Origin of the sequence: Euhalothece natronophila Z-M001 (assembly GCF_007904085.1) — a bacterium.
GTDB classification, from domain to species: domain Bacteria; phylum Cyanobacteriota; class Cyanobacteriia; order Cyanobacteriales; family Rubidibacteraceae; genus Halothece; species Halothece natronophila.
The window spans coordinates 1,366,489-1,381,075 of record NZ_CP042326.1 but is presented as its reverse complement, the minus strand read 5'-3'; the positions used below and the strand labels follow the sequence as shown (position 1 = coordinate 1,381,075).

16 protein-coding genes are annotated in these 14,587 nt (G+C 41.8%); 11 read left to right on the top strand and 5 right to left on the bottom strand.

Annotated features, from left to right (window positions below):
• Positions 1 to 181 precede the first annotated feature (181 nt).
• Positions 182 to 1,453 (top strand): FAD-dependent oxidoreductase, encoded by a 1,272-nt coding sequence (locus FRE64_RS06620; protein WP_146295231.1) that lies wholly within the window; start codon positions 182 to 184, stop codon positions 1,451 to 1,453.
• A 340-nt stretch (positions 1,454 to 1,793) separates the two neighbouring features.
• Here the strand turns inward: FRE64_RS06620 and FRE64_RS06615 are convergent, their stop codons facing one another.
• The 3 genes from FRE64_RS06615 to FRE64_RS06605 form a co-directional block, all read right to left on the bottom strand.
• Positions 1,794 to 3,425 (bottom strand): alpha-D-glucose phosphate-specific phosphoglucomutase, encoded by a 1,632-nt coding sequence (locus FRE64_RS06615; RefSeq protein WP_146295230.1) that lies wholly within the window; start codon positions 3,423 to 3,425, stop codon positions 1,794 to 1,796.
• A 73-nt stretch (positions 3,426 to 3,498) separates the two neighbouring features.
• A complete protein-coding gene (locus FRE64_RS06610) occupies positions 3,499 to 5,451 on the bottom strand; it encodes a DICT sensory domain-containing protein (protein ID WP_146295229.1) in 1,953 nt (650 codons plus the stop codon).
• A 141-nt stretch (positions 5,452 to 5,592) separates the two neighbouring features.
• Positions 5,593 to 5,868, bottom strand: a complete 276-nt coding sequence (locus FRE64_RS06605; protein WP_146295228.1) for a YggT family protein — start codon at positions 5,866 to 5,868, stop codon at positions 5,593 to 5,595.
• Positions 5,869 to 6,012: 144 nt separating this feature from the next.
• On the opposite strand from FRE64_RS06605, the gene psbX reads away from it, so the two are divergent.
• The 4 genes from psbX (at position 6,013) to FRE64_RS06585 (ending at position 8,311) form a co-directional block, all read left to right on the top strand.
• On the top strand, positions 6,013 to 6,132 hold the full coding sequence (gene psbX / locus FRE64_RS06600; protein ID WP_146295227.1) for a photosystem II reaction center X protein: 120 nt from the start codon (positions 6,013 to 6,015) through the stop codon (positions 6,130 to 6,132).
• Between the two features lie 209 nt (positions 6,133 to 6,341).
• Positions 6,342 to 7,220: a Ycf66 family protein gene (locus tag FRE64_RS06595; RefSeq protein ID WP_146295226.1), complete on the top strand. Its 879-nt coding sequence runs from the start codon at positions 6,342 to 6,344 to the stop codon at positions 7,218 to 7,220.
• Positions 7,221 to 7,299: 79 nt separating this feature from the next.
• Positions 7,300 to 7,806, top strand: a complete 507-nt coding sequence (locus FRE64_RS06590; protein ID WP_222597871.1) for a TolB family protein — start codon at positions 7,300 to 7,302, stop codon at positions 7,804 to 7,806.
• The gene (locus tag FRE64_RS06585; RefSeq protein ID WP_146295224.1) at positions 7,781 to 8,311 is read left to right on the top strand and encodes a TolB family protein; all 531 of its coding nucleotides are present in this window, start codon (positions 7,781 to 7,783) and stop codon (positions 8,309 to 8,311) included. The genes FRE64_RS06590 and FRE64_RS06585 overlap by 26 nt, the downstream gene beginning before the upstream one ends.
• 6 nt (positions 8,312 to 8,317) lie before the next feature.
• Here the strand turns inward: FRE64_RS06585 and FRE64_RS06580 are convergent, their stop codons facing one another.
• A complete protein-coding gene (locus FRE64_RS06580; RefSeq protein ID WP_146295223.1) occupies positions 8,318 to 8,941 on the bottom strand; it encodes a PleD family two-component system response regulator in 624 nt (207 codons plus the stop codon).
• A 489-nt stretch (positions 8,942 to 9,430) separates the two neighbouring features.
• On the opposite strand from FRE64_RS06580, the gene FRE64_RS06575 reads away from it, so the two are divergent.
• The 6 genes from FRE64_RS06575 to FRE64_RS06550 all read left to right on the top strand — a co-directional run bounded on the left by FRE64_RS06575 (position 9,431) and on the right by FRE64_RS06550 (position 13,544).
• Positions 9,431 to 10,186, top strand: a complete 756-nt coding sequence (locus tag FRE64_RS06575) for a response regulator transcription factor (RefSeq protein WP_146297300.1) — start codon at positions 9,431 to 9,433, stop codon at positions 10,184 to 10,186.
• 21 nt (positions 10,187 to 10,207) lie between these two features.
• Complete coding sequence (gene gloB, locus FRE64_RS06570; RefSeq protein WP_146295222.1) at positions 10,208 to 10,981, top strand: hydroxyacylglutathione hydrolase; 774 nt, start codon at positions 10,208 to 10,210, stop codon at positions 10,979 to 10,981.
• A 17-nt stretch (positions 10,982 to 10,998) separates the two neighbouring features.
• Positions 10,999 to 11,655, top strand: a complete 657-nt coding sequence (locus FRE64_RS06565; RefSeq protein ID WP_146295221.1) for an SDR family oxidoreductase — start codon at positions 10,999 to 11,001, stop codon at positions 11,653 to 11,655.
• A 6-nt stretch (positions 11,656 to 11,661) separates the two neighbouring features.
• Positions 11,662 to 12,525, top strand: coding sequence for an EamA family transporter (locus FRE64_RS06560; RefSeq protein WP_146295220.1), 864 nt, complete (start codon positions 11,662 to 11,664; stop codon positions 12,523 to 12,525).
• Between the two features lie 170 nt (positions 12,526 to 12,695).
• A complete protein-coding gene (locus FRE64_RS06555) occupies positions 12,696 to 13,052 on the top strand; it encodes a HesB/IscA family protein (protein WP_146295219.1) in 357 nt (118 codons plus the stop codon).
• A gap of 78 nt (positions 13,053 to 13,130) precedes the next feature.
• A complete protein-coding gene (locus FRE64_RS06550) occupies positions 13,131 to 13,544 on the top strand; it encodes a tetratricopeptide repeat protein (RefSeq protein WP_146295218.1) in 414 nt (137 codons plus the stop codon).
• A 24-nt stretch (positions 13,545 to 13,568) separates the two neighbouring features.
• Here the strand turns inward: FRE64_RS06550 and FRE64_RS06545 are convergent, their stop codons facing one another.
• The gene (locus tag FRE64_RS06545) at positions 13,569 to 14,582 is read right to left on the bottom strand and encodes an alpha/beta fold hydrolase (RefSeq protein WP_146295217.1); all 1,014 of its coding nucleotides are present in this window, start codon (positions 14,580 to 14,582) and stop codon (positions 13,569 to 13,571) included.
• Positions 14,583 to 14,587: the final 5 nt, after the last annotated feature.

Below are 14,587 nucleotides of genomic sequence, written 5' to 3'. Positions count from 1 at the left end.
AGTAGATTGATGCTTAATCAGCTCATTATAAATTATAATGGCAGCAGAATAACATTTTTAAAATTCACTTAAGCGATTTTAATGATAATTAAGAATTAATATAGATTTAGTTTAAGATAGTGTGTCTATTTTGTAAACTAGTCAAAGTAAGGAAATAACGAATAAATTAAAAATTTCCAATATGTGGAAAAAAGTTGTTATTATTGGTGCTGGACCAACTGGTTTATTATTAGCTCATTATCTTTTACGTCGAGAACAGTATCAAGTAGAAATTTATGAACGTCGCGACGATCCTCTTCGCAAAGAATTTGAGGCGGAGCGAACTTTTCCTATTAATTTGCAAGAACGCGGACGCAAGGCATTACGAAAAATTGAGGGGTTAGAAAATGCAATTACCGAAGAAAGTGTTTGGATTTATGGAACAAACAGCCACAGTAAAAAATCCCGTCGTATTCCTCGCAAACAACCCTTAGTTTGTCTTGACCGTAACCAATTAGTTAAACTTATTCTACAACATTTAGAGAAAACTGTTGACAGTAATCGCTTAAAACTGAGCTTTAATTCTAAATTAATTTCCCTAGATGATACAAAAAATACTGTTAATATTGAAGTAGAAAATGGGGAAGTCTTAACAGTAAATTATGATCGGCTTGTTGCGGCAGATGGAGCGCGATCGCGCATTCGACAACATTTAGTCAACAAAAAGGGATTAGAAAGTGAAGTAAGTTATGTTCCTGAAGATTATAAATCCGTCTTTTTCCAGCAACCTTCTAACCCTGATCTTCAGTTAGATCGAGATACTATTCATGCTCAAACTTTGAAAGATAGAACGCGAATGTTATTAGTGCCGCAACCGGAAGACCAACTTAATGGCGTTATTGTGTTTGATACTAAAAATAATCCTTTTGAAAACTTCTCTAGTCAAGCAGATGTTTTCGAGTTTATGAAGACTAATTTTCCCTTTTTTAGTCCTTGTCTTTCAGGAGAAGAAGCAGAAGCATTACTAGAACGCCCTATAGGAAAAGTTTTAACAGTACGCTGCGATCGCTTCCATGAGGATAGTAAAATTTTAATGCTTGGAGATGCTGCCCATGCGGTTTCTCCTTCCCTTGGTCAGGGCTGCAATGCCGGGTTAGAAGATGTCCTGATTTTTGATCAAGTATTAGATCAATATCAAGATAACTGGGAAAAAACCCTACCAGCATTTTCCGAGAAGAGAGTTCCTGATGCTCATGCGCTTAAAGAATTATCAGATTATGCCTTTCCCCGTCGTAAAATTTTAGTTGCCGAGCTATTCTTAAGATTAAAAATAAAACGATTCTTAAATCGGTTATTTCCCAATTTATTTAAGCCCTTTGTTTTTGATTTATTATTAGATTCTAATATCTCTTATCGTGAAATTTTGCAAGCTAATCAAGGTTGGATTAATCGTTTGAAAAAAGCAGATAGATAATATATAGCAATCCTAAATCAGTTGTAAATTTTTAGTTGGGATTTGGGATCCCCCCTTTAATTCCCCCCTTACTAAGGGGGGTGGGGGGGAAGCCTTCGGCACGGCTTTCAGCCTACGTAATGTTGAGCTAGTTTTTACAAATGAGATCATGTTGCTATAGTGCTTCTTAGTCTGTATTCGTTATTAGTCATTAGTCATTGGTTGACAAAGGACAAAGGACAAAAACTTCATGAAAGTTAAATAAAATTCCCCATCCCCCCCATCTCCCCAGTCTCCCTTGTCTCCCCATCTCCCGATCTGAGTGGAATTTCTAAGGAGAGGGGATTAATCTGTGGGACGATTAAGTAATCACAGAAGGCTCATCTCGTCCTGTTAATTGCTTAATCTGGGCAATTTCGTGAGCAATATTAATCAAATCAGCCAAAGCGACTTGCGGATCCTGATTCTGCTTACTAGAGTCAGGCTCATATCGTTCTAAATAGACGCGCAAAGTTGCCCCGTGAGTTCCCGTACCAGAGAGGCGAAAGACGATGCGAGAACCGTCCTTAAACACAATGCGAATGCCCTGTTTCTCGGCAATACTGCCATCAATAGGGTCAGTGTAGCTAAAATCATCCGCTAAGGCAATTTCATAGCCCTTAAATTGCTTTCCGGGTAAGTTTCCGAATGCGGAACGCAGATTGTCCATTAAAGTATTTGCGGAATCTTTATCCACTTCCTCGTAATCGTGACGGGAATAGTAAGTGCGTCCGTAGGTTTGCCAATGTTCTTTAACGATTTCTTCTACGCTTTGCCCGCGTTTAGCGATGATATTTAACCAAAATAAAACTGCCCAAAGTCCGTCTTTTTCCCGAACATGGTTGGAACCCGTGCCAAAACTTTCCTCACCGCAGAGGGTAACTTTCCCTGCATCAAGAAGATTGCCAAAGAATTTCCAGCCAGTGGGGGTTTCATAACAGTTAATTCCTAATTGTTTTGCAACGCGATCAGGTGCTTGAGAAGTGGGCATCGATCGCGCTACTCCTGTAATCCCCTTTGCATAACCCGGCACTAATTGGGCATTCGCGGCTAAAATTGCCAAACTATCACTAGGGGTAACAAAAAACTTACTACCCAAAATCATATTGCGATCGCCATCGCCATCAGAAGCAGCCCCAAAATCAGGAGGATTATCCCCATACATGGTTTCGACTAATTCTCGGGCATAGACTAAATTGGGATCAGGGTGTCCACCGCCGAAGTCTTCTAGAGGTTCCCCATTTTGCACTGTTCCTGTTGGGGCCTTTAAGCGGCGTTCAAAAATTTCTTTGGCATAGGGCCCCGTAACCGCGTGGAGAGAGTCCATTACCATACGGAATCCTCCACTCAAGAGATTACGAATCGCATCAAAATCAAAAATGGAAGCCATTAAATCAGCATAGGCTTCTACGGCATCGACGACTTCTACCGTCATCTCACCGAGTTTAGTTTCCCCTTGCTGATCCAGATTAATGTCTTCAGCTTCAAGGATTTTATATTCGCTAATCTCTTTACTCTTGGCGAAAATTGCCTCTGTCACATCAGCAGGCGCGGGGCCACCATTACGAGTATTAAATTTTACGCCAAAATCTCCCTCGGGGCCACCAGGGTTATGGCTAGCAGATAAAATAATGCCCCCAAATGCTTGATATTTACGGATAAGACAGGACGCAGCCGGAGTGGATAGAATCCCCCCTTGTCCAACTAAAACTCGTCCCACACCATTGGCAGCAGCCATTTTGAGAATCGTTTGAATAGCAGTGCGGTTGTAATAGCGACCATCACCGCCTAAGACTAAACGCTGCCCTTGGTAGTTGTCTTGGCTATCGAAAATGGACTGAATGAAGTTTTCTAAGTAGTTAGGGGTTTGAAACGTAGGAACCGCTTTGCGAAGTCCAGAAGTTCCGGGTTTTTGATCATCAAAGGGTTGGGTTTTAACAGTACGAATATCCATATCAGATTATTAAATAGCAATCATCAATTAGCTTATCGTTATTTGCGAGTCCATAGTGTAATCTAGATTGCCTTTAACTTCTGGCAGCAGATTTCACTCGCGCCTCTTTTGCAATGGGAACGGTAAAGTGAAATTTGGTACCATTATTTTTCCCTTTCGATTCTGCCCAAATTTCTCCTCCCCATTTATTCACAATTTGACGGCAAATCGCTAATCCTAACCCGGTTCCCCCCGTAGTTCGCTGTAGCGCCCCTTCTTCTTGATAAAAACGGTCAAACACCGTTTCTAAGCGAGAGGGTTCTATGCCTCGCCCAGTGTCAGCGACGGTTACTTGAACGGTATTTCCGGATTGTGGGGTTGCTGAAAGGGTAATCTTACCGTCTTTTTCTGTAAATTTACAGGCGTTATCGAGAAGTTTAGCTAACACTTCCACTAGCCATTCTCCATCCACATAAGCAAGGGGAAGTTCCTCTTTGCTTTCATTTTCAATAGTAGGTAGGGGATTTTCTGTATTTTGTCCCCGAATATTACTCAGGGATAATTCAATACATTCTTCCACCGACATGGGTTCAGGATTCCATTCAATCCGCCCACTTTCGAGGCGAGAGAGGGTGAGAAAATCTTGAACTAAGCGGCGCATCCGTTCCGCATCATTCATGGCTGTAGATAACATCACTTGTCGGAGTTCTTCCGACATATCAGGTTCACTAATGAGGCTTTCTAGGCAAACTTGGATTGTAGAAAGGGGAGTGCGTAGTTCATGCCCAGTAATGGCAACGAGATTAGAACGAGTTTGTTCAAGGGCTTCGAGTTGTTCATTCAGGCTTTCTAAGTTGGCATAGGCTTCGGCTTGGGTAAGGGCGAGTCCAATTTGCGGCGCGATCGCTTCAACTAGTTCAATATCATTCTCACTCCAAGGACTGCCATTTTCTTGACAATGATGGAGTTCTATCATGCCAATAACGTCTCCTTGATAAAGCAGGGGAACCAGTAGCCAGCTTTGAATTTGATTTTCTTTCACCAGAGAAGATAACAGGGGGCTTTCCTGAATGGTGGTTTCCTTGGCGGTTTCTTGAATATACAGTGGAGTTTGATCTTGTTGTACCTTTTTTAAAAGGGGATTATTGGCAACTGGCCAAGTTTCGTCTTTAACGGAGATAACATGAGATTGTAAAAATTCATGCTTAATTTTGGCGGTGGTGGTGTCAGTACGACAGCGATAAACTAGGCAACGGCAAGCAGATAAGGCTTCTCCCAATTCCTGCACGGTAATTTCTAAAATTTCGTGGATATCTAACGATTGGCGGATGGCATTGGTTAGGGATCGTAGCAGTCTTTCTTTTTCCTCTTTCTGCGCGATCGAGCTATAGGCACGAATGAGACGATATTGTCCGGCTTGTAAATGAGTTAATAGCCTTTCTACAAAAGGATCAGGCTGTGCTTTTTTGTCTTCTGTTGTTAACGATGATACTTGTTGACAATAATGTTCACGGGCAGTTGCAATTTTGTCAGATAATTCTGGGCGATAATCTAAGACTTTGTCTAGTAAGAAAGAAGCAGTGGTTTTGGCTACTTCCTCATCAAATGTCCAAATTCCCTCAAACCGTCTTGCTGAATCAACCGAACTTGCTTGCTGATTTTCGCTAACGGAACATTCCTGACAAACTAAACAACTGGTAAAGGTTTTGCCAATCACCACGAGATGCCATTCATTTGCTAACGTATCTTCGGCAGCAAAGTTAATGGTTGTGGAACGACTATCTTCGTCATTAAAAGACGTATCTGGGGCCGAAAAAATATAAATCTGGTCACTCTTTTTTCCTAAACGCCGATAGCGGTGCGCTTCTTGACGATAAAATCGTTCTTGTTGAAAGCTAGCAATTACCAGCGGCGGATCAAAACTTGCCAAAACTTGATCCTCCATGGCGTGAGAAAGGGCTGTCAAGGAGGATTTGAAATAAATTTGAGTTCGCAGGCGAGGTACTGTTTTTAATAACTCCGCCACCAAAGAAGTCGATCTGTCCATTAACAGGCTCGATATTGTTTCTCCATCACCAAACGCAACTCCCCATCTGGGGAAAATGCTTCTTGCTCTCTATCGTACAAAAAAAAATAGCCTGAGAGAGAAGTTTTTTTCGTTAAAATTTGGGTTGTCAGTTATGCAACCTTAATTTAAGAGTCCTTGCTGTCCTAATAAAAGTTCTCGCAGGAGGGTAAAAATTCCTACCCAAATGATGGGGGTAATATCAACGCCGCCAATGGGGGAAATAACTTTGCGTAAAGGGGCTAAAAAGGGCTCGGTGGGATAAGCAACTAAGTTATAGGGAAATTGTTTCAAGTTAATTTGAGGATACCAGGTCAAAACAATCCGAAAAATAAATAGAATTGTCATGATCGCTAAAAATGACCCTAAACCCCAGTCCACCAGTGTTGATAAATCCATGACTCAATTATTAAAATTATTAATAAAGATATTCTATGCTAGATTAATCAGGAATTAAAAACCAGATTAGATATATTTCCTGTTATCCTGTAAGGTAGCATAGGGTTTATTGCTGTAACAAATCATTAAATCAGTCACTTAACTATGACACCATCTTTAGCAAATTTTCTTTATAGTTTACTTGCTGGAACGCTAATTGTCGTTATCCCAGTAATTGTTGGAATCGTTTTTGTTAGTGTCAAAGATCGGGTTCGTCGCTCCTAAGCGATTCTTGAATTGAGACAGATGCTTGTCCAGGGGGTAAAAAGTTTCTACTCTGCGGTTCAATTATTATATGAGCCGAGGGGTTCTTATCCTCTGGATAACTTTTATGGTGGGCTCAAATTTCACAGAGCCTGATCAGTAATAGGTATTAACATTAAAGAGAAGGTCTTAATTACTGCAAGCAGAAAACCCAAGCAAGGAGCAGAACAATGGTAAACTTTGGGCTGAATTCAGCCAGCATTCTTGGCATCTTTCTGGCCGTAGCGGGAGCGTCTTTATATTTTATGCGCTCTTTTCGCCCAGAATTATCACGAGATCAAGATATTTTTTTCGCTGCAGTGGGATTACTTTGCGGTTTTATTCTTTTATTCCAAGGATGGCGACTAGATCCCATTTTGCAATTTGGTCAGTTTTTACTGACGGCTATGGCGGTTGCTTTTGGGGTGGAGACGATTCGTTTACGATCAGCAACTGCCGAACAAGCGAAACGGAGCGCACCGACTGTAGATCGCGATCGCCGTGCTAGTAAGGTTTATCGCGCTGAAATTGATGATATGGAACCCTCTTTTGAAGAGGAAGAACCCGTTGATAGCCGCCGTCGCCTACGCGGAACTGCCACTGAGCGTTCTCCCCGCAACACTGCTTATGAAGAAGAATCTTCCCGGCCAAGTAGAAGTCGCTCTACTCGTAATCGTCGGTCATCTTCTCCTCGTCCGAGTAGTCGCAGGGGTTCCGATTTCTATGACTATGAGGAAGATTATGACGAACCCAAACCCCGCTATGATGATCGCCGTCGGCGTAATTTAGACGAAGAAGACACTGACGAGTATTTACCCCCTCGCCGTCCCCGTCGCGAAGAAACTTCTTCATCTTCATCTTCTCGTTATCCCCGTAAGCCCCGTACTCGGGAAGATAGCCCCAGACGTAGTAGTTCCGAGTCTCCGGTTCGTTCTCGCCCACCAGCGAATCGCAGTTCTTCTCGTCGTCGTCCTTCCCCACCTCGGGAAGATTATGTGGATTATAAACCGATTGATCCGCCAGAAAATGAAAATGACGACCCCGATGATTACGATCAGTTTGATTATTAATCTGAAATATCTGATACCATCTTGGCTTCAAGGAAAAAAGATTCGACAAGGATTGAGCTGGGGACTGGGAGTGAGTGCAATGAGTCTCCTTGCTGCTTGCGGTTCTCCTGAACTTCCCCAAGGATCAGCGGGAATTAATAGTCGTTATAATGACCAACAACCCAGTTTAAGTGGTAATGGGCGTTATTTGGCTTGGGTATCAGGTCGCAATGGTCGCCATCAAGTGTTGTTGTATGACCTGTCTCAGGAGCAGTTTATGCCCTTACCAGGGTTAGAGTCAGAGGATGCGCTGCAAGAAAGCCCAAGTTTGAGCTTAACAGGGCGTTATTTAGTTTATTTAGTTAGTCGTGATGGCCGTCCCGCGATCGCGCTATATGATCGGTTTGCAGAAGAGACCGAAATTTTAACTGATTCTTATCCCCATTGGGTTCGTAATCCCAATATTAGTGGTGATGGGCGTTATGTGGTGTTTGAAACCGCTCGTCGTGGTCAATGGGATGTGGAAGTATTAGATCGTGGTCCCAATGTAGAGCCTGATTTAGAAGAAGGGGCAGAAATTTATGAAGAAATTAATCAAACCCAGTAAGTTCCTAAAACTCTTTTCAGGACTTCTATTGACCTCAGTTTTAGCCAGTTGTGGTGGATATCCCCAAGTGGTTGATTTACCGTTTTCTCAAGGGAGAGAAGGCTTTAATAGTCCAGCTTCAGAATTTAAGCCACAAATTTCAGGTCGCTATGTCGCCTTTGTCTCAGATCGGAATGGTTCTCAGGATGTTTATTTATATGATTGGCGCGATCGCGCTTTAATTGATTTACCGGGGCTTAATTCTCTTGATGAAATGGCCCAAGATCCAAGCGTCTCCAAAGATGGACGTTTAATTGCTTTTACCAGAACTCGTCGCGGTCGATCTGATATTTACTTATATAATCGCGAAACTCGAGCCAAACGTAATCTCACAGAAAACCTATCTGCCCAAGTGAGAAACCCCAGCATCAGTGCTGACGGGTCAACCATCGCCTTTGAAGCCAACCCTGATGGTAATTGGGATATTTTGATTTATAACAGTTCTGGGGAACGTCTTTACGATTAACTGTCTTTAGTACGGTAACCCCCGAAACCGTTTCACCTTTGGCTTTAACTTATAGCCACGGGATTTGCTACCATTACTCTGATTTGCTGTCACTAACTGCTTTTCTTCAGCTTCAGATTGAGAAGGGGAAGTTTCTTGATCCGCGCTTTCCTCATATTGTTGGGGAAATAAGTGCTTCATTAAATCTTCCACTACGGGAACTAAAAACTTCTCTTGATTGTCCCATTTTCCTAAAGCCTTTAAAACTAACTTAATTCTCTCACTAAGACTAGAAGGAAGATTATTATAATCAAATCCAGGGATCAACTCATAAGCACCTTGACTGGTTGCCCAACGCCGCTCAATATCGGAAATTGTCTTACGCTCCTGATTTGTCAAAATGATCTTGAGAGACGGGTAATTTTCTTGAACCCAGCGACAGAACTCATAGGGATTCAAGTGTTCAATAGACATGTCTAAAATCATGAGTTTGGGAAAACTTTGACCAGACACTTGGTTACGCATAATCAAATCTCGCAAATTAGCTTGAGGAGATTCTGTAATTGCAACTAAGTTCTGGCTTTCCAGCATTTTCTCCCAAATCTTATGATCAGAGTTATTTTTCTGTACTACTAGCACTGCATTACTCATACTTAATTACCAACATTAAATGGTCTAGGGGTTCAATAAAACCTTTGCCATAATACAACCTGCAACAGGCAATTTCCCTGTGTTTCGGCTTCTATCATGGCTTGAAAGAATTTGTTAATAAGTAAACTTACGTTAATTCTAGTAAATCTTTCTCCTTTTAAATGTGATTAACTTAACAGTCTGCTTCAGAAAGACTACAGAGGGCTAGATCAAAAAGCCTCAAACCCCTTCCAGTAAAGCATAAGTTGACTTAGCTTAACCTCTTCTTAAGTCAAGAAGAAAACTGACTGGTAATAAAGACCTATCATTCGTTATAATTCTTAAGACTTCCTAAAAAAACTGTCAATCATTCTCTATAATTTTTCAAAAAATCTTTACATCCAAAAACCAATCGAAGCAAAACCCCTATAATCGGTATAGGAATCTTAATTTTTAATTAACACATCTTGTCAAACTGTAAATAAAAGTATAGCTAACGCTATCATAATGATGCCCCGAATTCTTGTTATTGATGATGATCCCGCCATTTGCGAACTCGTGACCATTAACCTCGAAATGGCCGGTTACACTGTAGAACCCGTAAACGATGGTGTTAAAGGTCAAGCCCTTGCTGTGCAGCTACAGCCAGACCTAATTATGCTTGACCTGATGTTACCGCGTGTGGATGGGTTAACCATCTGTCAACGATTACGCCGAGATGATCGAACCGCAGATATCCCTGTGTTGATGCTGACGGCTTTAGGTCAAACCCAAGATAAAGTCGAAGGTTTTAATGCTGGTGCAGATGACTATCTCACCAAGCCATTTGAAGTGGAAGAAATGTTGGCAAGAGTTCGCGCCCTACTTCGTCGCACTGACCGCATTCCTAAAGCTGCCAAGCATAGTGAAATCCTGAATTATGGGCCGTTAACTCTAGTCCCAGAACGGTTTGAGGCAATTTGGTATAACAAAACTATCAGGTTAACGCATCTCGAATTTGAACTTCTACACTGCTTATTGCAACGTCATGGTCAGACAGTTTCCCCTAGTGACATTCTTGAAGAAGTGTGGGGATATGATCCCGATGATGACATCGAGACCATTCGTGTTCATATTCGCCATTTGCGAACCAAACTAGAACCAGAACCCCGTCATCCCATATACATTAAAACCGTCTATGGAGCAGGGTATTGTCTAGAATTGCCCAGTGAAGTGGAAACCAATAACCAACCAGCCAACCCCTCAACTGTACAAGAACAGACGTAACCTCTCGCTAGGAGGAAGTTTATGGAAGTTAAACGTTTACCTGCTTTATCCGATAATTATGTGTTTGTCCTCTATGATCCCCAGCAAAAAATTGCTGCTACCGTTGATCCAGCCGAGGCGAAACCTGTCTTAACGTTATTAAAGGAACTAAATGCAGACTTAGTCGCGATTTTTAATACCCACCACCACTTTGATCATGTGGGAGGAAACCGTGAGCTAAAAAAGCATTATCCCCAAGCAGTAGTCTATGGAAGTGCCGAAGATGAAGGTCGCATTCCCCATCAAGAAGTCTTTTTACAAGAGGGAGACACAGTTACCTTTGCTCAACGTCAAGGAGAAGTCTTGTTTGTTCCAGGACATACTAGTGGCCACATTGCCTATTATTTCCCCCCTGTAGAAGGAGCAGAAGTGGGAGAACTATTTGCTGGTGATACCATGTTTGTGGGAGGTTGTGGGCGTTTATTTGAAGGCACACCAACACAAATGGTGGACTCTTTAGGGAAATTAAAAGCACTGCCTGACCAAACTCGTCTCTGGTGCGCCCATGAATATACCCTAAAAAATTATCAATTTGCGATTAGTGTCGAACCCGATAATCCTGTAGTACAGCAACGGTATCAGGACGTACAACAAGCCCGTCGTGAGGGGCAAGCGACCGTGCCTTCATTATTAGCACAGGAAAAACAAACGAATCCTTTCCTCCGTTGGGAAGATAAAAATTTACAAACTGTAACCAAAGCTAAAAATGCCGTACAAACCTTTGCACGGTTACGAGGAATGAAAGACCGCTTTTAAGGGAGAAATTAGTCATTATGAAAGCATTTGTCGCTGGTGCAACGGGAGAAACGGGACGCAGAATTGTCCAAGAGTTAGTAAACGCAAATATTTCGGTTCGCGCTATGGTTAGAAATTTAGAAACAGCGCAAACCATTTTACCCCCAGAAGCAGAATTAGTATTAGGGGATGTGTTGAAACCAGACAGCTTGCGCGAGGCGATAGGAGACTGTACTGTGGTTTTATCCGCTACTGGAGCGCGTCCCAGTTTTAATCCTACTGGGCCCTATCAGGTAGATTATCAAGGAACGAAGAACCTCATTGAGGTGGCGAAAGAGAAAAACATTGAGCATTTTGTGATGGTGTCTTCTCTGTGTGTTTCTAAATTTTTCCATCCCCTGAATTTATTTTGGCTGGTTCTGTTTTGGAAAAAGCAAGCCGAAAGCGACTTACAAAATAGTGGCTTAACTTATACCATTGTTCGCCCTGGGGGATTAAAAAATGAAGACACTCCTGATGCCGTAGTGATGTCACAAGCTGATACCCTCTTTGAAGGCAGTATTCCTCGACAAAAAGTAGCACAAGTTTGTGTACAAGCCCTACAGCAACCGCAAGCCCAAAATAAAATTGTGGAAATTGTCGCTCAACCTGAAGCTGTTTCTTCTAGCTGGGAAGAATTATTTGCTAAGGTCTAAAAGCGAATGACTTGGGTAATTTTTGCTACATTAACCGCGCTTTTTGAATCATTGAAAGATGTTACCAGTAAGCGCGGTTTAAACACTTTAGATGAATATGTTGTGGCTTGGTCAATGATTTTTTTTACCTTGCCACTGATGCTTCCCTTGTTAGGAATTATTGAGCGTCCCGAGTTAGGAGAAAATTTTATTTGGGCGTTATTAGCAGGGGGGAGTTTAAATATTGTTTCAATGTTGCTTTATATTCGTGCTCTCAAGCTAGCAGATTTATCATTAGCAGTTCCTTTAATAACTTTTACGCCATTATTTTTATTAGTGACTTCTCCTATTATTGTAGGAGAGATACCAACACCAACAGATGCTGTAGGAATTTTTTGTATTGTTAGTGGCTCTTATTTATTAAATTTGAAACACAAGGCTCAAGGTTATTTGGCTCCCTTTAAAGCCTTAGTCAATAATAAAGGGTCACAAGTAATGTTATTAGTGGCGTTTATTTGGAGCTTCAGTTCCACAATTGATAAAGTCGGGGTACAAAATTCTTCCCCAACATTTTGGGCGATCGCGATTTATATCTATATTGCCACTGGAATGTTGCCAATTATGCTCTTAAAATCTCCTAAGGCGTTGCAACAAGTGAGTCAAAATTTACCGACGCTTGTTCCTATTGGTTTATTACAGGGGTTAGGCGTTCTGTTTCAAATGCAGGCGATTAATTTAACTTTGGTAGCTCATGTCATTTCTATAAAACGCATGAGCGCCTTATTAAGTGTAATTTGGGGGCATTTAATTTTTAAGGAAAAAGGGTTAAGAGAAAGAATGCTAGGGGCAACAATTATGGTAATGGGAGTCTTATTGATTACTTTACTCTAAAAGGGGAAGTTTGGATCAATGGCTGGTGTACGTTAGTTGTCATGGAGGCTTTTGTTCCCTCTGGCTTTGATATCATCAACGATTCCTTGATTGAAAATTATGGATGGGGACTTCTTAGCGGTGTCTGTTAGAGTAGAATTAAGAAAACCGCTGCTTTAATAATGGGAAATATGACACAAGCAACTCAGTCCCAACAACAAGGAATTCAAGTTTCAGAAACTGCTTTAACCCACTTGACACAATTACGGGAACAACAAGGACAAGACCTTTACCTCAGAGTCGGTGTTCGTAACGGTGGCTGTTCTGGCATGTCCTATATGATGGATTTTGAAGATCCTAGTAATGTTCGCGACGATGATGAGGTCTTTGATTACAACGGGTTTAAGATTATCTGTGACCCCAAAAGTTTGCTCTATATTTACGGTTTACAACTCGATTATAGTAATGCGCTAATTGGCGGAGGTTTCCAATTTACTAATCCTAATGCCTCACAAACCTGTGGCTGTGGTAAGTCATTTGGTGTCTAGTTGCGTTTTTTGCTAAAGTACATTTTGGGCAGGCAGGTGAAATGTCTGCCTTTTGTGTGTATTTTAGGAGATATCAGTATGGCTGAGGGAATTAATGAGTTATATGAACAAGGGTTGCAAAAATATCAAGCAGGAGAACCCTTAGAAGATTTAATTGCTTACTTTAAAGACCTCAGCGATCGCGCTCCCAAGGATTCTGCCATCTGGTGTAGTTTAGCATGGCTCTATTTACTTTCTGATAAACCAAATGCTGCCCTGAAAGCTGCTCAAAAAAGTGTTAAATTTGATAAACAAGCACCCCAAGCCCGCATCAATCTTGCTTTAGCATTATTAGAAACAGGAAAAACAGGGGTTCGAGAACAAATTGAAGCCACACAAGAAATAATTGGCTTAAGTTCCCAATTACGAGAAGAAATTATTGCCAACTTAGACGATGGTTTAGCGAGAAAGCCAAACTGGAAAGCAGTTAATCGAGTCAAGAACTGGTTATAGTCATTCCAATTAAGTTCCCTACGGCTAAGCAAGCCAGTCTCTCACTGCTTTTTTAATAAAGGCTTCATCAGTGGGGTTTTGATGAGGATTTCCTGCACGATGCCCCCAAATGGAGGGAATAGGGTAATATTTAGCATGGGGAATCTGTTTCGCTTCAGCTTCACAGTCTTCTGGAGTAAAATATAAGTCTGTCGTTGCTGGCATCACAAGAGTTTTGGCAGTAATAGACTGCAAAGCGCGATCGTAGTCTCCTTGATAAAGAGGATTATTACTAATGTCACAACATCGCCACGTCTCTAACATCGACAGCAGATCATGAGGATCATGGCGACGATAATTGGGTTCCCAGCCTCGCAACAGATAATCTTCTAAAGAAGCAAACCCTTGTTTATAGTGTAATCCTTCTCGATAATAGGCTTGTGAGGCTGCCCAACTGGCATAAATCCTAGCAAAAGCGCGATAGCCTCGTTCTGGTATGCCTTCAAAATGATCTCCTTGCCAACAAGGATCAGCGGTGAGGGCATAACGTAGGCTTTCTAAAAAAACTTGATTATGTTCAGTAGTACGGGCGGTTCCACAAATCGCGACAATGCGTTCCACTTGTTCTGGATACAAAGCCCCCCAATGATAGGCTTGTTGCGCCCCCATTGACCAACCATAAACCATGGCAAGTTTTTCCACCTTAAAAACCTCTGTTAATAGTTGTTTTTGGGCGCGAATATTATCCCCATGGGTAAACCAAAACCCTGATTCTCTTAGCTGACAACTCGGGTGATTACTGGGAGAACTAGAAAGACCATTCCCAAACTGATTAGGAATAATAATAAACCATTGCTGAGGGTCTAAAATGCCCTCGGGATGAATTAGCCAGTCTAAGTCTGAATGGTGTCCACCGTAGGAAGTGGGATAGAGGATTACATTATCTCGTTTGGGTGAGAGTTCGCCATAAGTTTGATAGACAAGTTGCGCTTCTGAGAGGACTTTGCCACATTGCAGTTGAAAATTAGGGAGAATAAAATGACCAGCGGCTGCACTCATAAAAT